Source organism: Streptomyces sp. NPDC037100 (assembly GCF_055606225.1).
In genome coordinates, this window is sequence record NZ_JBVJSX010000003.1 from 667,445 (window position 1) to 685,002 (window position 17,558).

A 17,558-nucleotide genomic window follows, 5' to 3' on the forward strand; every position below is an offset into this window, starting at 1 on the left:
CACTGGGGACGACCGGGACCCGGGGGCGCGCTTACCGTTCTGTACGTGACCGAGACGACTCACACACAGACCACGCCACCGGGGGACGGGGCGGCCATACCGCGCAGCCCGGAGTACCGGGTGGCGGTGGACTCCCTGCGCGGGCTGCGACAGGACCTCATCCACGACGCCTTCGCCTACCGGCCGCTGCCGGGCCGGCGCACGGACGGGCGGTTCGCCCGGCGGCTGCCGGGGCGGCTGCGGGAGTACGCGGCCTGGCTGCCGCACGCCCTGATCGTCGCGGCGGCCCTGATCTCCGTGGCTTTCGCCACCGTCGACTCCGGTGGGCCCGCCGCGCTGATGGGTCTGTTCTGCGCGGTTCCGGTGCTGCTGACCATGGTGCGGCCGGTGGGGGCGTTCTGGGCGTCCATGGTTTCCACCCCGGTCGTGGCCATGCTCGGCAGCCGCTGGTTCGAATGGCCGTGGGCGGCCGGCAGCTTCGTCAGCCATCTGACCGTGCTGACGGTGGTGGCGATGCGCACCAGGCCGCGCACGGCCGGGTGGATGTGGGTGCTGACGGCGCTGTACGCCATCGTCGCGGACAGCGGAATCGCCCCGACCTACATGTACGGCAGCAACTCCGGCGGCATGCTGATCATCTCGGCGCTGATCCTGCTCTGCGTCACCGTCTGGCACATCCGCCGCAACGCCGAGCAGGAAGTCACGGCCCAGCTGACGGTCACCGCGCACGAGCGCTCCCGCCGCACCCTGCTGGAGGAGCGCACGACCATCGCCCGCGAGCTGCACGACGTGGTCGCGCACCACATGTCGGTGGTCGCCATCCAGGCGGAGGCCGCGCCCTACCGGGTGGACAACCCGCCGCCGGAGCTGGAGAAGGCGTTCGCCACGATCCGGGAGAACGCGGTGGCGGCGCTGACCGAACTGCGCCGCGTCCTGGGCGTCGTCCGCGCCGAGGACTACGAGGCCCCGGACGCCCCGCAGCCGACGCTCGCCGATCTGGACGGGCTGCTGGCCAACGTGCGGGAGGCCGGGCTGGGCGTCGACAAGGTGGTGACCGGTGCGGTGCGTGAGCTGCCGCAGGGCGTGGAGCTGTCGGCGTACCGGATCGTGCAGGAGGCGCTGAGCAACTCCCTGCGGCACGCCCCGGGCGCGACCGCCCGGGTGGAGATCGGGTACGTGCTCGGCGGTCTGGGTCTGCGCATCGTCAACGGCCCGCCGCCGAACCCGATCCTGATCAAGCCCTCGCCCGGCGCGGGGCACGGCATCACGGGCATGCGGGAGCGGGTGTCGATGCTGGACGGAGAGATGACGGCGGGCCGCACGGACGACGGAGGGTACGAGGTGGCGGTGTTCCTGCCGGTCGCCCTGCCGGACGAGGGTGACTCATGACCATCCGGGTGCTGATCGCGGACGACCAGATGATGGTGCGCGAGGGCTTCTCGGTCCTGCTGAACGCGATGCCGGACATCGAGGTCGTCGGCGAGGCGGTGAACGGCCGGGAAGCCGTCGCCAAGGTCCGCGAGCTCGCCCCGGACGTGGTGCTGATGGACATCCGCATGCCCGAGCTGAACGGCATCGAGGCGACCCGCGAGATCGTCGCCGCCGACGGCGCGGCCAAGGTGCTGGTGCTCACCACCTTCGACCTAGACGAGTACGTGTACCAGGCGCTGCGCGCGGGAGCCTCCGGCTTCCTCCTCAAGGACGCCTCGGCGCGCCAGCTCGCCGACGGGGTGCGTGTGGTGGCGTCGGGGGAGGCGCTGCTGGCGCCGTCGGTGACCAGACGGCTGATCACCGAGTTCTCCAAACTCTCCGAGACCCCGCGCCTGATGCCCTCCGCACAGGCCGCCTACGGGGATCTCACCGACCGGGAGACGGAGGTGCTGGTGCTCATCGCGCAGGGGCTGTCGAACTCGGAGATCGCGGAGCGGCTGGTGGTCGCCGAGTCGACGATCAAGACACACGTCAGCCGGATCCTGGTGAAGCTGGGCCTCAGGGACCGGACACAGGCGGCGGTGTTCGCCTACGAGGCGCGGCTGGTGACGCCGGGGTGACAGGGGGCGCCGCCCCTGGTCAGAGTGGGGGGTGCCGGGCTAGCGTCCGTTCATGGCAGCTGTTTCCGACCTCGGGTTCGACCCGTGGGACCCGGCGTTTCTCGCCGACCCGTACCCCGCTTACGCCGACCTGCGTGCCCAGGGCCGCGTGCACTGGTTCGAGCCCACGAACCAGTGGCTCGTCCCGCACCACGCGGACGTCTCTGCCCTGCTGCGCGACCGGCGCCTCGGGCGGACGTACCAGCACCGGTTCACGCACGAGGAGTTCGGCCGCACGGCGCCCCCGCCGGAGCAGGAGCCGTTCCACACGTTGAACGACCACGGGATGCTCGACCTGGAGCCGCCGGACCACACCCGGATCCGCCGCCTGGTGTCCAAGGCGTTCACACCGCGCACGGTGGAGCGGCTGAAGCCGTACGTGCGGGGCCTGGCCGACGACCTGGTGTCCGGGCTGGTCGCGGCGGGCGGCGGCGACCTGCTGAAGGACGTCGCCGAGCCCCTCCCCGTCGCGGTGATCGCCGAGATGCTCGGCATCCCGGAGCCCGACCGGGGCCCGCTGCGGCCCTGGTCGGCGGACATCTGCGGAATGTACGAGCTGAACCCGTCCGAGGACACCGCGGCCAGGGCGGTCCGCGCGTCGGTCGAGTTCTCCGACTATCTGCGCGAGCTGATCGCGGCGCGCCGCAAGGAGCCCGGCGACGACCTCGTCTCCGGTCTCATCGAGGCCCACGACGAGGGCGACCGGCTCACCGAGCAGGAGATGATCTCCACCTGCGTCCTGCTGCTCAACGCCGGCCACGAGGCCACGGTGAACGCCACGGTCAACGGCTGGTACGCCCTGTTCCGCAACCCGTCCCAGCTGGAGCTGCTGCGCGCGGACCACACGCTCATCCCCTCCGCGATCGAGGAGCTGATGCGCTACGACACCCCGCTCCAGCTCTTCGAACGCTGGGTCCTGGACGAGATCGAGATCGACGGCACGACGATTCCCCGAGGCGCGGAGATCGCGATGCTGTTCGGCTCCGCGAACCACGACCCGGCGGTGTTCCGGAACCCGTCCGCCCTCGACCTCACCCGCACCGACAACCCCCACATCTCCTTCAGCGCCGGCATCCACTACTGCATCGGCGCACCGCTGGCCCGTATCGAACTGGCCGCCTCGATGGGGGCGCTGCTGGAGCGGGCGCCGACGCTGCGCCTCGCCGAGGAGCCGGAGCGGAAGCCGAACTTCGTGATCCGGGGTCTGGAGGGGCTCAGCGTCGAGGTCTGAGCCGCCGGAGCAGGGCCCAGGCCGCCAGGGCGGCGGCGGCCCCGCCGAGGACCGCAAGCGGCAGTTCGGCGTAGAGCACGCTCCAGTCCGGGGCCGCCTCGAACCGCCAAAACCGCCCCCGGACTCCGACGGCCCACACCGCGAGTCCCGCGCCGGCCCCGAGGGCGGTGGTCAGACATCCCGTGGCGGCCTGCGTACGTTGTCCCATGCCCGGCATGGACGTACGCGTGCCGCTGCACAGTTCCCGCCGCCGCTCAGGCCGACATGTCGCGGCGGCGCAACCCCGCCAGGCCCGCGGCCACCAGCAGCACCGCCAGCCCGGTCAGCACCAGCACCGGCCCCCACTCCATCGATCCGCCCGGCAGCTTCGGCAGGTGCCCGAACGGTGAGACGTCCAGCACGGCCTGCGGTGCGTCCAGGGCGGGCCCGACCCAGCCGATCAGGAGCACGGCTCCGGCGACGCCCCACGCCGCCAGGGCCGCCCGGGGCAGGATCCCGTGCAGCAGCACCGCCAGCCCGCCGATCACCCACACCGCCGGGAGCTGCGCCAGGCACGCTGCCAGGATCGGGCCGGTCTCCTCGCCGTGGCCGACGGCGAAGCCGAGCCCGGCCAGCAGCATGATCAGGGCGGCGCCACCGAAGGCGATCACCAGGTGGCCGGCGGCCCAGCGCACCCGCCCCACCGCGTTCGCCAGCACCGGTTCCGCCCGGCCCGAGGTCTCCTCGCCGTGCAGGCGCAGCACCGACGCCACGATGTACAGCGCCGCGATCAGGCCCAGCATCCCGATCATCGACGCCAGGAACGCGTCCGTCAGGCCGGACTGGCCGCCCATGCGCTCGAAGATGCGCCGGGCGCCCGCGTTGTCGCCCACCAGATCCGCCGCGCTGTCGGTCATGCCGCCGTAGACGACCCCGGCCAGGAAGAAGCCGATGCTCCAGCCCAGCACGCCGCCGCGCTGCAGCCGCCAGGCCAGGGCGCCCGCGCTGCCCAGCCGGCCGGACGCCGGGCCCGGCCGGGTCGGCAGGAAGCTCATGCCGAGGTCCCGGCGGCCGGCCAGGGCGTAGGCCACCGCGCCCTGGAGGGCCACCGCCCCGGCGAGCAGGGCCAGCACCCACCAGCGCTCGGACGCGTAGGGCCGCAGGTACTCCAGCCAGCCCAGCGGCGACAGCCAGGTCAGGACCGACGAGCCTCCCCCCGTGCCGAAAGCCTGGGAGGTACCCCCACCCGTCGCCGCGTCGCCCGCCGCGCGCAGGACGAACGCGGCTGCGAGCACAGCCGCCGTCAGGCCGCGTGCCAGCCGCGCGCTCTCCGTCAGCTGCGCGACGATCGCGGCCATCGTGGCGAAGACCATCCCGACGGCGGCGATCCCGAGCCCGAGGGCCAGGGCGCCGGTCGCGCCCTGCCCGGCCAGCCCCGCCGTCACCAGCAGGGCCAAGACCCCGTTCGCGACCGCCGCCGCGAGCAGGGCCGCCGTCAGGGAGGCCCGGCGGCCCACCATCCCGGACGCCACCAGCTCCTGACGGCCGCTCTCCTCCTCGTCCCGGGTGTGCCGTACGACGATCAGCAGGCTCATCACGGCCGCCAGGGCACCGGCGTAGATGCCGACGCGCCAGGCCGTCAGGGCGCCCAGCGAGTCGCCGAAGACCGGGCCGACCATCGCGCGCAGCGAGGAGTTGGTCTCCATCTGCCGGAGCAGGTCGGCGCGTTCGGCCGGGGTGCCGTACAGGCCCTCCAGGGTGCCCGGCATGGAGAGGACCATCAGCGCGTTCACCGCGATCCACACGGGGATCATCAGCCGGTCGCGGCGCAGGGCGAACCGCAGCAGGATGCCCGTGCCGGCCAGCTGGCGTGAACTGCCGGGCCGTACAGCGAACGTGGTCATCGGGCCACCGCCGCGTCCGGCCCGGCCGTCTCCTCCTGGTAGTGCCGCAGGAACAGCTCCTCCAGCGTGGGCGGTGTCGACGTCAGCGACCGTACGCCCGCGCCGCTCAGCGACCGCAGGACGGCGTTCAGCCGGTCGGTGTCGACCTGGAGCCGGACGCGGTGCCCCCGCACGTCGAGGTCGTGCACGCCGGGCAGCTCCGCCAGGCCGTCGGGCGGACCCGCGAGTTCGGCGACGACGCTGGTGCGGGTGAGGTGGCGCAGGTCGGCGAGCGAACCGCTCTCGACCGTGCGGCCGTTCCGGATGATGCTCACCCGGTCGCACAGCTCCTCGACCTCGCTGAGGATGTGGGAGGAGAGCAGGACCGTACGCCCCCGGTCGCGCTCCTCACGGACACAGCGCTGGAAGACCTCCTCCATCAGCGGGTCCAGACCCGAGGTCGGCTCGTCCAGGATCAGCAGGTCGACGTCCGAGGCGAACGCGGCGACCAGGGCGACCTTCTGCCGGTTGCCCTTGGAGTAGGTGCGGCCCTTCTTGGTGGGGTCGAGTTCGAAGCGCTCGATCAGCTCCGCGCGGCGCCGCGCGTCGAGCCCTCCGCGCAGCCGGCCGTAGAGGTCGATGACCTCGCCGCCGGAGAGGTTGCGCCACAGCGTGACGTCCCCGGGGACGTAGGCGATGCGGCGGTGCACCTCCACCGCGTCCGTCCACGGGTCGCGGCCGAGGACCTGCGCGGCGCCCGAGTCGGCGCGCAGCAGGCCGAGCAGGACCCGGATGGTGGTGGACTTCCCGGCGCCGTTGGGGCCGAGGAAGCCGTGGACCTCGCCGGCGGCGACCTCCAGGTCGAGCCCGTCGAGAGCATGCGTCCGCCCGAAGGACTTGTGCAGTCCGGAGACGGTGATGGCCTTCGTCATGTTTCAGAACGTACGCTTCTTTCAGAAATTTGTGAAGTTAAGGAAGCATGTGAATCGAGGATAGGGTGGGCCTCATGACGGAATCAGCCAGGACCGGCCGGGACGCGGAGGCCGTGTCGAGGTTCGTGGAGTCCTTCGCGGCGCAGCTGGTCGAGGCGGGGATGGCGCGGATGCCCGCCCGGGTCTTCGCCGCGCTGCTCTCCTCCGACGCGGGCTCGATGACCTCCGCCGAGCTGGGGGAGCAGCTGCGGATCAGTCCCGCGGCGGTGTCCGGGGCGGTGCGCTACCTGGCCCAGACGCACATGGTCTCCCGCGAGCGGGAGCCGGGCTCGCGCCGGGAGCGCTACCGGGTGCGCGGCGACCAGTGGTACGAGGCCCTCACCAACCGCGACGCCGTCCTCAAGCGGTGGGAGATCGCCCTGCGCGAGGGCGTCGCCAGCCTCGGCGCCGACACCCCGGCCGGCCGCCGGATGTCGGAGACCCTCGCCTTCTTCGAGTTCGTGGAGGTCGAACTCGCCGCGCTGATGGAGCGCTGGCGGGTGCACCGGGACAAGACGTTCGGGCCGGGGTGAGCCCCGTACCCGGCGAGGATCACGAACCTGCCGGCTCACTGCCCGCCGGCACCGTCAGCCCCCACGCCCCCTCCCGCACCATCCACGTCCTGGTCCGCACCGGCCCCGACACCACCGCGTCCGCGCGGTAGCGGAAGTGCGCCCCGGACACCGTCACCGTCCGGCCCCGCGCGAGCAGCGGTGAGGCCTCCGCGCCCACCGACACCGGTCTGACCTCCACCGACGCGACCCCCGCCGCGTCCGGTGCCACCGACACCGCCTCCACCGGCTGGTCCAGATCGACGAGCGTCTCCCCGTCCACCTCGACCCGCAGCCGGGACGGCCCCGGCTCGGGCGCGGCGGCGAGCCGGGACGGGCGGCCCGCCGGAACCAGCGTCCGGACCAGGGACTGGCAGGTCCGCAGCCAGGGGCGGCCCGGCACGTCGTCCGGATCCGGCGCGGCCTCGGGGGCCGCACCGGCCGGGGCGGGCCGCAACGGCGGTATGCGCAGCGCGCCGAGCACCACCCCGTCGCTGTCGTCGACCATCAGGTCCAGGCGCCGCTCGACCCCGTCGAGCACCGCCCGCGCCGCCGCCACCGTCCCCGTCGGCACCCCCAGCGACCGGGCCAGGGACAGCGCACCCCCGACCGGCACCACCGACAGCGCACATCCGGCCAGCTCCCGGTGCCGGTGCAGCAGCGCCACCGCGCGGATCAGGGCCCGGTCGTCGCCCACGACCACCGGCCGCCGCGAGCCCCGCCGGGCGAGCGCCCGGGCGAACTCCTCCGGCCCGTCCGGCAGGCACAGCTTCATGCCGGCACCCGCTCCGAGCACGTCTTTCGCGATCCTGACGGACTCGCCGTCCGACCTACGGGCGATCGGGTCGACCACCACCAGCAGCTGCTCGGACGTCGCGGAAGTCGCCACCTCGGCCATGCCTCGCTTCCTCGGGTAGCATCTTTGTGCAAGAGCCCCTTGCGCTATTGCGCCAGGGGCTTCGTCTATTCCGGGGCATCCGGTCCGACGGTTGGCGACCAACGGCGGTCGCGGCGCACGCGGCTGCAATCATCCGCGTTCGCCCTCGACCATGGACATGCCCCGCCCGGAAGGGGTGTACGCGCGTGCCCGCACTTGTGCTGCTCGGTGCTCAGTGGGGTGACGAAGGCAAGGGAAAGGCCACCGACCTTCTCGGTGGCTCCGTGGACTATGTAGTGCGCTACCAGGGCGGCAACAACGCCGGCCACACGGTGGTCGTCGGTGACCAGAAGTACGCACTGCACCTCCTCCCTTCCGGAATCCTGTCTCCCGGCTGTACGCCGGTCATCGGTAACGGCGTCGTCGTCGACCCGTCGGTCCTGCTCTCCGAGCTGAGCGGTCTGAACGAGCGTGGCGTCGACACGTCCAAGCTCCTCCTCAGCGGCAACGCGCACATCATCACGCCGTACAACGTGACGGTGGACAAGGTGACCGAGCGCTTCCTCGGCAAGCGGAAGATCGGCACCACCGGGCGCGGCATCGGCCCGACCTACGCCGACAAGATCAACCGCGTCGGCATCCGCGTGCAGGACCTGTACGACGAGTCGATCCTCACGCAGAAGGTCGAGGCGGCCCTCGACGTCAAGAACCAGGTCCTCACCAAGCTCTACAACCGGCGCGCGATCGCCGTGGACCAGGTGGTCGAGGAGCTGCTGGCCTACGCCGACAAGCTCGCGCCGTACGTCGCCGACACCGTCCTGGTGCTCAACCAGGCGCTGGAGGACGACAAGGTCGTCCTGTTCGAGGGCGGCCAGGGCACGCTCCTGGACATCGACCACGGCACGTACCCCTTCGTCACCTCGTCGAACCCGACCGCGGGCGGCGCCTGCACCGGCGCCGGCGTGGGCCCGACGAAGATCAGCCGGGTCATCGGCATCCTCAAGGCGTACACGACCCGTGTGGGCGCCGGTCCGTTCCCGACCGAGCTGTTCGACGAGGACGGCGAGGCGCTGCGCCGGATCGGCGGCGAGCGCGGTGTCACCACCGGCCGTGACCGCCGCTGCGGCTGGTTCGACGCGGTCATCGCCCGCTACGCGACCCGCGTGAACGGCCTGACGGACTTCTTCCTCACCAAGCTCGACGTCCTCACCGGCTGGGAGCAGATCCCGGTCTGCGTGGCGTACGAGATCGACGGCAGGCGCGTCGAGGAGCTCCCGTACTCCCAGACCGACTTCCACCACGCCAAGCCGGTCTACGAGATGCTCCCCGGGTGGAACGAGGACATCTCCAAGGCCAAGTCCTTCGGCGACCTGCCGAAGAACGCCCAGGCGTACGTGAAGGCGCTGGAGGAGATGTCCGGCGCCCCGATCTCCGCGATCGGCGTGGGCCCGGGCCGGGACGAGACGATCGAGATCAACTCGTTCATCTGACCCGCCCCCGCCCCCGCATCCACAGGCCGCCCCCCGTGCGCACGGGGGGCGGCCCGCTTTCTCCCGCAGGGAGAGTCGCCGGGAACGGGCATACGCTGAAGCCATACCCCCACGTGCGTCGACCAGAAGAAGGTGAGTGCGATGCGCGTACTGCTCAAGGCGTCCATGGACACGGAGAAGGCCAACGAGGCCATCCGGAACGGCACCCTGGGGAAGCTGATCCAGGAGTCGATGGAACAGATCAAGCCCGAAGCGGCCTACTTCACCTCCGACCACGGCAAGCGCACCGCCTACGTGGTCTTCGACATGCAGGACAGCTGGCAGATGCCGGTCATCAGCGAGCCCTTCTTCCTCCAGCTGGGCGCGGAGATCACCTACACGCCGGTGATGAACATGGAGGACGTGCAGAAGGGTCTCTCCCAGCTGGGACGGTGAGCCGCCGGCTCAGCTGAAGACGATCATCGACCCCTGGGCCAGGCTGCGGGTCACGGCCGCGTGCAGTCCGAGCCAGACGTGCCGCTCGCGGGCGAACGGGCTCGGATCGTACGGGGCGGGAACGGCGGGTTCCTCCAGTTCCGTCGGGGCGAGCGGCGGCTGGGGGGCCGCCGGCGGGTTGGCCGGGTCGATCCCGATGGCCGGGGCGACCACCTCCAGCTCCCGCAGCAGGGCGTGCGAGGAGCCCAGCGGGCCGCCGCCCGCGAGGAGATCGTCGTCGGCGAGCGGCCCGGGGAAGTCGACGGGGACGTAGGCGCCCGCGTGGTCGTAGTGCCAGACCAGGTGTGACTGCTGGGCCGTCGACTCGAACATCTCCAGCAACTGCTCGTAGTCGCCGCCCAGCTCGTCCACGGGCGTCACCGGCAGGCCGCACACCTGGAGCAGGTAGGCGCGGCGCAGGAAGTGCAGCGCGTCGTAGTCGAAGCCCGCGACCGGGGCGACCTCGCCGGACAGGCCCGGCATGTACTGGTACACCGGCACCGGCGGCAGACCGGCCTCGGTGAGCACCTTGTTGTATTGCGCGAGTTCCTCGGCGAAGGGATTGTCCGGCGTGTGGCACAACACGTCGACGAGCGGTACCAGCCACAGGTCACAGGCCAAAGAAGGCTCCTCGCTCAGCGCGGTCGTCGGGTAGCACGGTGGTCAAGAAGGGTAGCGGTGCGCCGCGGTCACGGCGCCCGCCGTGCATGTCCCATACCCATACGGACAGCGGCGACGCGGGTCATCCGGTGGCGAGCCGCTCGATCAGGGTGAGCGAGTGCGTGTTGTATTCGGCGATGATCGCCCGGGCGGCGTCGTTGTCGCGGTCGATCAGGGCGTCGACCAGCTGGGTGTGATCGGCCCACAGCTCGCCGCGCAGATCGGTGAGCCGGCGCAGGTGCTGCACCGCGCAGACCCAGGTCTGGACGCGCAGCCGGTTGAGGAAGTCGGCGAGGTAGGGGTTGCCGAAGCAGGCGCCGAGCTCGCGCCAGAAACGCAGGTCGTAGCCGATGAGGACGGTGAGATCACCGGCGGCGGCGGCCCGCTGCGCCTCCTCGCCGCGCCTGCGGACCCCGGCGACGACGGCGGCGGACCGGGGATCGTCCGGCCGCACCGCGCCGGGGCGTCCCTCGGTCAGCGCGAGGAACATGCCCTCGATGACCAGCCCGCGGGCCTCGATCATGCCGCGGAAGTCCTCGACGGAGTACTCGTGGACCCGGAAGCCGCGGTGCTGGTCGGCGTCGAGGAGCCCCTGCGCGGAGAGGTCGACGAGCGCCTCGCGCACCGGCGTCGCGGACACCCCGTACTGTTCGGCGATCTCCTTGACCGTGAACTCCTGCCCCGGCTGGAGCCGCCCGGCCAGCACCTCGTCACGAAGCGCGTCGGCGATCTGCTGTCGCAGGGTGCTGCGCGTCACGGCGCCGTTGCCGGAGCTGGCGGGCATGGTCAGGGCGTCTCCCTCGTCGCGTTGGGGGTGGCGTGCACGTGTATGTATGTCTACGAGCACGCCACCTTACGCGTTCGAATGAGGCACGAGGATGTCGGTTACTGACGGGTTTACCGGTGTTTACCGTGTGCCCGGTGTCTACCGCGTGTGCTCGTCCGCCACCGAGAGCGCCGCGTCGAGCGCCGCCAGGCCTTCCTTGAGCTCGGCCTCGCCGATGGTGCAGGGCGGCACGACGTGCGTCCGGTTCATGTTCACGAAGGGCCACACCCCGCCCTTCTTCGCGGCGGCGGCGAAGGCGGCCATGGGGGCGTTCGCCTCACCGGCCGCGTTGTACGGCACCAGCGGCTCCCGCGTCTCGCGGTCGCGCACCAGCTCCAGCGCCCAGAACATGCCGGTGCCGCGCACCTCGCCGACGCTCGGGTGCCGCTCGGCGAGTGCCCGCAGTTCCGGCCCGACGACCTCGGCGCCCAGCCGGGCCGCGTTCTCGACGACGCCCTCCTCCGCCATGACGTTGATCGTCGCCACCGCGGCCGCGCACGCCAGCGGGTGCCCGGAGTACGTCAGACCGCCGGGGTACGGGCGCTTGCCGAACGTCTCCGCTATCGCCCCGGAGATCGCGACACCGCCCAGCGGCACATAGCCGCTGTTCACGCCCTTGGCGAAGGTCAGCAGGTCGGGCGTGACGTCGAACAGGTCCGCCGCGAACCACTCGCCGGTCCGTCCGAAGCCGGCCATGACCTCGTCCAGGACGAAGACGATCCCGTGCCTGTCGCAGATCTCCCGCACCCCGGCGAGGTAGCCGGGCGGCGGGACCATGATCCCGGCCGTGCCCGGGATCGTCTCGAGAATGATCGCCGCGACGGTCGAGGGCCCCTCGAAGGAGATCGTCGTCTCCAGGTGCTCCAGCGCCCGCGCGCACTCCTGCTCCTCGGTCTCCGCGTAGAAGCGGGAGCGGTACAGGTAGGGCGCCCAGAAGTGCACGACCCCGGCCGAGCCGCTGTCGGAGGCCCAGCGGCGCGGGTCGCCGGTGATGTTCACGGCCTGCTGGGTGCCGCCGTGGTACGAGCGGTACGCCGAGAGCACCTTCGGGCGGCCCGTGTGCAGACGGGCCATCCGGATGGCGTGCTCGACGGCGTCGGCACCGCCGTTGGTGAAGAAGATCTTGTCCAGGTCGCCCGGGGTCCGCTCGGCGATCAGCCGGGCCGCCTCCGAGCGCGCCTCGATCGCGAAGGCGGGCGCGAAGGTCGTCATCTTCGCCGCCTGCTCCTGGATCGCGGCGACGATCTTCGGGTGCTGGTAGCCGACGTTCGTGTAGACGAGCCCGCTGGAGAAGTCGAGGTAGCGGCGGCCGTCGTAGTCCCAGAAGTACGACCCCTCGGCACCGGCGACGGCGAGCGGGTCGATGAGCTCCTGGGCGGACCAGGAGTGGAACACGTGGTCACGGTCGGCGGCCTTGACGGCGGCGCCGGCTTCGGGGTTCGGCTGAGGGGTCATGCGGGCGAGCGTAGGCATGGGGGGCGGGGGCGGAAAATCGGCGTCGTGTGTGAGGTCTGGGCGTTTCCACGACAGGTTGTCGACGGGAGGGTGCCGCACCGGCGGGTTGTTGACAGCAAGCTGCCTATTCGACAGTATGTTGTCATACATGGAAGCCGTAGGAGGAGCCATGAGCCGCAAGCCCGTCCATCTCGCCGTCTACGACACCCTCGCCGACTGGGAGACCGGCCACGCCACGGCCCACCTCGCCCGCGCCGGGCACGAGATCCGCACCGTCGGCCCGTCCACCGCCCCGGTGCGGAGCACCGGCGCGCTGCGCATCCAGCCCGACCTGGCGCTCGGGGACCTGCGCCCCGAGGACAGCGCGCTGCTGATCCTCCCGGGCGCCGACCTCTGGGACACCTCGGACGACCTCGCCCCCTTCGCCCGCACCGCCCGGGCCTTCCTCGACGCGGGCGTCCCGGTCGCCGCGATCTGCGGCGCCACCGCCGGACTCGCCCGCGAGGGCCTGCTCGACGACCGCGACCACACCAGCGCCGTCTCCTTCTACCTGGCCGCGACCGGCTACGCGGGCGGCGGGCGCTACGTCGACACCGACGCCGTCACCGACGCCGGACTGGTCACCGCCGGCCCGACCGAGCCCGTCGCCTTCGCCCGGGAGATCCTCCGGCTGCTCGGGGTCTACGACGGGGAGGTGCTGGACGCCTGGTACCGGCTGTTCCACGACTCCGACGCGGCGGCGTACGAGGTGCTGGAGAAGGCCGGCGCGCTGTGAGCCGGGAGCGTCAGGCCCTGCTCAGCAGCAGCGCCCTCGGGGTGTTCCGGCTCAACGGCCAGTTCCTCGCCGTCGCGGAGGAACTGGCCCGGCCCGCCGGGCTCACCGCCGCCTGGTGGCAGGTGCTCGGCGCGGTCCTCGGGGAGCCGCTGCCCGTCTCCGGCATCGCCCGCGCCATGGGCATCACACGGCAGAGCGTCCAGCGCATCGCCGACCTGCTCGTCGACAAGGGGCTCGCCGAGTACCGGCCGAACCCGGCGCACCGCCGCGCCAAGCTCCTCACGCCCACGGAGGAGGGGCGTGCGGCGATCGCCCGGATCGACCCCGGGCACGCGGCGTTCGCCGACCGGCTGGCCGAGGCGTTCGGCCAGGCGGAGCTGGCGGAGGCGGTGCGGGTGCTGGAACGGCTGTCGACGGTGCTCGACCAGGTGGGTCCGCCTGTTACGGAACCGTAGACGTAGCCCAGGTCACCCCGCCCCGGCCCCGCACTATTCTCGCTCTGTTGCTCGCGTGTGGGGGAAGGCGGCTGAGCGATGGAGAAGCTGGGGCCCGGGGATCCGCTGGGGGTGCCCCCAGGCGTTGAGCACTGGGGGAAGATCGGTTCGTACCGGTTGCTGGCGCGGCTCGGTGCGGGCGGCATGGGCCACGTGTATCTGGCCCGCTCCGAGCGGGGCCGTACGGTCGCCGTGAAGCTGGTCCGTGAGGAGCTCGCCGCACAGGAGGAGTTCCGGGAGCGGTTCCGCCAGGAGGTGCAGGCCGCGCGCAGGGTCGGCGGGTACTGGACGGCGCCGGTGCTGGACGCCGACACCGAGGCGGCCGTGCCGTGGGTCGCCACCGGGTACGTCGCCGGGCCGAGTCTCCAGCAGGTCGTCGGGCAGGACCACGGTGCCCTGCCCGAGCGGACGGTCCGCATCCTCGCGGCCGGGCTCGCGCACGCGCTCAAGGACATCCACGCGGCCGGCATCGTCCACCGTGACCTCAAGCCGTCCAACGTGCTGGTCACCATCGACGGCCCGCGCGTCATCGACTTCGGTATCGCCCGCGCCCTGGAGACCGTGACGGACGGCGGGCTCACCCGCACCGGCGCGCTCGTCGGATCGCCCGGCTTCATGGCGCCCGAGCAGGTGCGGGGCGACAGGATCACCCCGGCGTGCGACGTCTTCTGCCTCGGCTCGGTCCTCGCCTACGCCGCCACCGGCGCCCTGCCGTTCGGCACCGCCAACAGCGGCGTGCACGCCCTGATGTTCCGCATCGCCCAGGAGGAGCCGGATCTGGAGGGCGTCCCCGAGGGCATCGCCGACCTCGTCCGGGACTGCCTGCGCAAGGACCCCGCCGCCCGGCCCTCCCTCGACCGCGTCCTGCAGCGCACGGGCGCGGACGACACCGTCTCCGACGGCCGTGCCCTCGACCCGTGGCTGCCGAGCGCACTGGTGGCCCAACTGGGGCGGCACGCGGTGCGGTTGCTGGACGCGGAGAACCCGGAGGCGGGGCAGGCCCGGCCCGCCGCCGAAGGGGCGCTGGGCGGCGACACCGGCGGCTCCGCCGCGCGGGCGCGACCGGCCCCCACCGGCCCGCAGCCGGAAAGCGACGCCGCGAAGCAGCCGGGCCCGGTCCCCGCGGACGACTTCGGCCCCGGCCCGACCCCCGAACACGCCCCCGCCGCCGACGAGTCGTCACCGCGCCCCGCGCTGCCCCCGGCCCCCGCGACGGCGCCCGCGGTGACCCCCGGCCCGCCCCCGCCGGGCCTGCCCGGCCCGCAGGGCGACGGGCCGTCGGTGAACCATCTGCCCACCATGGCCGCAGGGCAGAGCGCGCCCCCGGCACCCCACCGCCCGCCGGGCCCGGGCGCCCCGCCCCACCCCCAGCCGCAGGCGCCCCCGCATCCGGCGTACGGCTACCCCCAGCAGCACCCCCAGCCCGGCGCCCCGGGCGTTCCCCCGCCGCACCCCGCCTACGGCGGCCTCGGCTCCACCCCGCCCTACGGCCCGCCGCCGTACGGCACGACCCCGCCGTACGGCCCCCCGCAGCCCCGGCCGACGCGGGGGGACGGCCGTTCCGCCGCGCTGCTCGTCGTGATCGCCCTGGTCGTCGCGCTCGCCGCGGGCGGGTCGGTGTTCGCCCTGATGCAGGGCGGCGACGACCGGGCCGACGACGGCCGCGGCGGCACGCAGAGCACGGGCCCGGCCCCGACCACCCCCGGCCCGTCCCCGACGACCTCGCAGCCGGACATCTCACCCTCCCCGGCGGACGGCACGATCCCGGCCGGCTACCTCGGCACCTGGACCACGACCATCGACAACGCCGACGGCGAGCACAGCCGTTCGCTCACCCTGCAGCAGGGCGAACCGGGCGACACGGTCCTGTCCCTCGTGGCCGACGGCCCGACCAAGGGCGGCGGCACCTACCACTGCGTCTTCGAGGGGCGGTTGACCGCGGAACCCGGCACCGACGGCGCGGTGCGGATCGGCCCGTCCACCGTCAAGGTCGGGCAGCCGCGCACCGCCTGCACCCCGGGAGCGGCCACCGAGGTGACCCTCCTCCCGAACGGCACGCTGGAGCGCGTGAACACGAGCAGCGGGGAACGGCTGACGTACACGAGACGGTGACCGACTCCCGTCGCCGGAGCCGTTGTTGAACGTCGGGCGAATTCCGGCCGACGACATCCGGATGGGAGCTCGCACGGCCGTACGGTGACCGGACGATCGGATCGTCCGGGCGGCGGCGGGGGCACTCACGGTGGAGTGGTTGAGCGCGGAGAACCTCGTGGCCGTGGCCACCGCCCTCCTCGGCATCATCGCCTCGGGCGTGATGGTCTGGTACGAGCGCCGGGTACCGCGCCGCAAACGCGTCGGCTACCGCGTGCAGATGGACAACCCCATCGGCGACGACGTGCGCTCGGGCCGCGCCAACCGCCGCCTCGGCCTGTTCGACGAGGCTCCCGACATGTCCGACGCGACGCTCGTCCTGCTGCGCATCGAGAACGACGGCTCGCAGGGCATCGACCGCGACGACTACACCGGCCCCGAAGTGCACGGTCTGACCGCGGTGTTCGCGGGCCGTACCGTCCGCGGTGTCTCGGTCACCCAGCCGTCGGACACCGACCACCTCATGGACCACTTCACGGCCGGCCGCGGCTTCGCCTACGACGGGAACACCCTGCGCATCCCGCGCGTCCCGCTCAACCGCGGCGACCATTTCAAGCTGCTCGTCCTCCTCTCCGGCGGTGACGTCGGGGACGAGATCCGGCTGGTCGGCGGCCTGCGCGACGGCGAGGTGCACCCCAACCGCAGCGCCACGCCGGACGAGAAGCCGCCGCTGTTCAGCCGGGCCGCGCGGCTGATCACCATCGCGCTCACGGCGAGCGTGGTCACCCTGGCGGCGATCGTCGTCGCCCAGGACGACACCCCGCCCCCGATCGGCTGCGCGAGCGGCACCCTCACCCTCACCGGCTCCACGGCGTTCGCGCCCGTCCTGCGCGAGGTGGCCGAGAAGTACGAGCGGGACTGCGGCGGCGACCCCGTCATCGACGTGGACGCCCACGGTTCCACGGCCGGGATCCGCGAGCTCACGGCCGCCGGCGACCGGGCGAAACGGGACTCCGCGGGCTCCCCGCCGGTCTTGGCCCTCTCGGACGGCCCCAAGCCGGCCGGCCTGCCCGACCTGCGCGAGAACCGGGTGGCGGTGTCCGTCTTCGCGCTCGTGGTCAACGACGACGTGAAGCTGACGAACCTGTCCACCGACGACGTCCGGCGCCTGTACCGGGGCGAGATCCGCAACTGGCGGCAGCTCGGCGGCCCCGACCTGCCCGTGCGCCTCGTCAGCCGGGACGCCAATTCGGGGACGAGACAGGTCTTCCAGCGCCGGGTGCTGGGCCGGGGCGAGATCGCCAACTCCTCCGTCGACTGCGTCCACAAGGACGACCCCACGGCGACCGTCCTGCGCTGCGAACTCGACTCCACCGAGCAGGTCCTGGCGACCGTCGCCGGCCTTCCCGGCGCCGTCGGCTACAGCGAACTGAACCTCGCCGCCCGAGCGAAGGGCCTGCACGCGCTGCGTCTGGACGGCGACCCGCCGTCCGTCGACGCCATCGAACGCGGCACGAGCGCCTACCCCTACCGCGAGATCGAGTACGCCTACACCTACGGCCGCCCCCCGGCCGACTCCCTCGCCAGCAGCTTCCTCACGTACCTGGCCCGCGGCAACGGCCAGGACGTCATCCGCACCCACGGCCACGTGCCGTGCTGGATGCCGGATGGGCTCACCCTGTGCGCGCAGGACGGCGGGAGTTGAGGCCCC

Annotated in this window: 17 protein-coding genes; 10 read left to right on the top strand and 7 right to left on the bottom strand. The window is 72.7% G+C overall.

What is annotated here, in order from left to right; all coding sequences use genetic code 11:
- The first annotated feature begins 45 nt into the window (after nucleotides 1-45).
- Genes ACZ7EG_RS13075 through ACZ7EG_RS13085 form a run of 3 tightly spaced genes read left to right on the top strand, consistent with a single transcriptional unit; the run spans nucleotide 46 to nucleotide 3,321 of the window.
- The gene (locus tag ACZ7EG_RS13075; protein ID WP_471076452.1) at nucleotides 46-1,389 is read left to right on the top strand and encodes a sensor histidine kinase; all 1,344 of its coding nucleotides are present in this window, start codon (nucleotides 46-48) and stop codon (nucleotides 1,387-1,389) included.
- Nucleotides 1,386-2,051, top strand: coding sequence for a response regulator (locus ACZ7EG_RS13080; protein ID WP_471076455.1), 666 nt, complete (start codon nucleotides 1,386-1,388; stop codon nucleotides 2,049-2,051). Before ACZ7EG_RS13075 ends, ACZ7EG_RS13080 begins: the two co-directional genes overlap by 4 nt.
- Nucleotides 2,052-2,103: 52 nt before the next feature.
- Nucleotides 2,104-3,321, top strand: a complete 1,218-nt coding sequence (locus ACZ7EG_RS13085) for a cytochrome P450 (RefSeq protein ID WP_471076458.1) — start codon at nucleotides 2,104-2,106, stop codon at nucleotides 3,319-3,321.
- Here ACZ7EG_RS13085 and ACZ7EG_RS13090 read toward each other — a convergent pair.
- Genes ACZ7EG_RS13090 through ACZ7EG_RS13100 form a run of 3 tightly spaced genes read right to left on the bottom strand, consistent with a single transcriptional unit; the run spans nucleotide 3,305 to nucleotide 6,115 of the window.
- Complete coding sequence (locus tag ACZ7EG_RS13090) at nucleotides 3,305-3,529, bottom strand: hypothetical protein (RefSeq protein WP_471076461.1); 225 nt, start codon at nucleotides 3,527-3,529, stop codon at nucleotides 3,305-3,307. The genes ACZ7EG_RS13085 and ACZ7EG_RS13090 overlap by 17 nt on opposite strands.
- Before the next feature lie 46 nt (nucleotides 3,530-3,575).
- The gene (locus ACZ7EG_RS13095; protein ID WP_471076464.1) at nucleotides 3,576-5,204 is read right to left on the bottom strand and encodes an ABC transporter permease; all 1,629 of its coding nucleotides are present in this window, start codon (nucleotides 5,202-5,204) and stop codon (nucleotides 3,576-3,578) included.
- Nucleotides 5,201-6,115 (bottom strand): ABC transporter ATP-binding protein, encoded by a 915-nt coding sequence (locus tag ACZ7EG_RS13100; RefSeq protein ID WP_471076467.1) that lies wholly within the window; start codon nucleotides 6,113-6,115, stop codon nucleotides 5,201-5,203. Before ACZ7EG_RS13100 ends, ACZ7EG_RS13095 begins: the two co-directional genes overlap by 4 nt.
- Before the next feature lie 74 nt (nucleotides 6,116-6,189).
- Between ACZ7EG_RS13100 and ACZ7EG_RS13105 the strand changes: the two genes are divergently transcribed.
- The gene (locus tag ACZ7EG_RS13105; protein WP_471076470.1) at nucleotides 6,190-6,687 is read left to right on the top strand and encodes a GbsR/MarR family transcriptional regulator; all 498 of its coding nucleotides are present in this window, start codon (nucleotides 6,190-6,192) and stop codon (nucleotides 6,685-6,687) included.
- 19 nt (nucleotides 6,688-6,706) lie between these two features.
- Here ACZ7EG_RS13105 and ACZ7EG_RS13110 read toward each other — a convergent pair whose 3' ends face one another.
- Nucleotides 6,707-7,603, bottom strand: a complete 897-nt coding sequence (locus ACZ7EG_RS13110; RefSeq protein WP_471076473.1) for a diacylglycerol kinase catalytic domain-containing protein — start codon at nucleotides 7,601-7,603, stop codon at nucleotides 6,707-6,709.
- Between the two features lie 185 nt (nucleotides 7,604-7,788).
- On the opposite strand from ACZ7EG_RS13110, the gene ACZ7EG_RS13115 reads away from it, so the two are divergent.
- Together ACZ7EG_RS13115 and ACZ7EG_RS13120 are read left to right on the top strand one after the other, a co-directional pair.
- Nucleotides 7,789-9,072, top strand: a complete 1,284-nt coding sequence (locus tag ACZ7EG_RS13115; RefSeq protein ID WP_471076476.1) for an adenylosuccinate synthase — start codon at nucleotides 7,789-7,791, stop codon at nucleotides 9,070-9,072.
- Nucleotides 9,073-9,213: 141 nt separating this feature from the next.
- Nucleotides 9,214-9,507 (top strand): hypothetical protein, encoded by a 294-nt coding sequence (locus ACZ7EG_RS13120; RefSeq protein ID WP_471076479.1) that lies wholly within the window; start codon nucleotides 9,214-9,216, stop codon nucleotides 9,505-9,507.
- 9 nt (nucleotides 9,508-9,516) lie between these two features.
- On the opposite strand, the gene ACZ7EG_RS13125 is transcribed toward ACZ7EG_RS13120, so the two are convergent.
- The 3 genes from ACZ7EG_RS13125 to ACZ7EG_RS13135 form a co-directional block, all read right to left on the bottom strand.
- A complete protein-coding gene (locus ACZ7EG_RS13125; RefSeq protein ID WP_471076482.1) occupies nucleotides 9,517-10,167 on the bottom strand; it encodes a hypothetical protein in 651 nt (216 codons plus the stop codon).
- A 121-nt stretch (nucleotides 10,168-10,288) separates the two neighbouring features.
- The gene (locus tag ACZ7EG_RS13130; RefSeq protein WP_471076485.1) at nucleotides 10,289-10,990 is read right to left on the bottom strand and encodes a GntR family transcriptional regulator; all 702 of its coding nucleotides are present in this window, start codon (nucleotides 10,988-10,990) and stop codon (nucleotides 10,289-10,291) included.
- 141 nt (nucleotides 10,991-11,131) lie between these two features.
- Entirely contained in the window at nucleotides 11,132-12,487 is a 1,356-nt protein-coding gene (locus tag ACZ7EG_RS13135) for an aminotransferase class III-fold pyridoxal phosphate-dependent enzyme (protein WP_471076488.1), read from the bottom strand.
- 169 nt (nucleotides 12,488-12,656) lie between these two features.
- Here ACZ7EG_RS13135 and ACZ7EG_RS13140 point away from each other — a divergent pair, with 169 nt between their 5' ends.
- From ACZ7EG_RS13140 to ACZ7EG_RS13155, 4 genes are all read left to right on the top strand, one after another.
- On the top strand, nucleotides 12,657-13,262 hold the full coding sequence (locus ACZ7EG_RS13140; protein WP_471076491.1) for a DJ-1/PfpI family protein: 606 nt from the start codon (nucleotides 12,657-12,659) through the stop codon (nucleotides 13,260-13,262).
- The gene (locus ACZ7EG_RS13145; RefSeq protein WP_471076494.1) at nucleotides 13,259-13,717 is read left to right on the top strand and encodes a MarR family winged helix-turn-helix transcriptional regulator; all 459 of its coding nucleotides are present in this window, start codon (nucleotides 13,259-13,261) and stop codon (nucleotides 13,715-13,717) included. The genes ACZ7EG_RS13140 and ACZ7EG_RS13145 overlap by 4 nt, the downstream gene beginning before the upstream one ends.
- Before the next feature lie 78 nt (nucleotides 13,718-13,795).
- On the top strand, nucleotides 13,796-15,868 hold the full coding sequence (locus ACZ7EG_RS13150; RefSeq protein WP_471076497.1) for a serine/threonine-protein kinase: 2,073 nt from the start codon (nucleotides 13,796-13,798) through the stop codon (nucleotides 15,866-15,868).
- Between the two features lie 130 nt (nucleotides 15,869-15,998).
- Entirely contained in the window at nucleotides 15,999-17,552 is a 1,554-nt protein-coding gene (locus ACZ7EG_RS13155) for a substrate-binding domain-containing protein (RefSeq protein ID WP_471076500.1), read from the top strand.
- The last annotated feature ends 6 nt before the right edge of the window (nucleotides 17,553-17,558 follow it).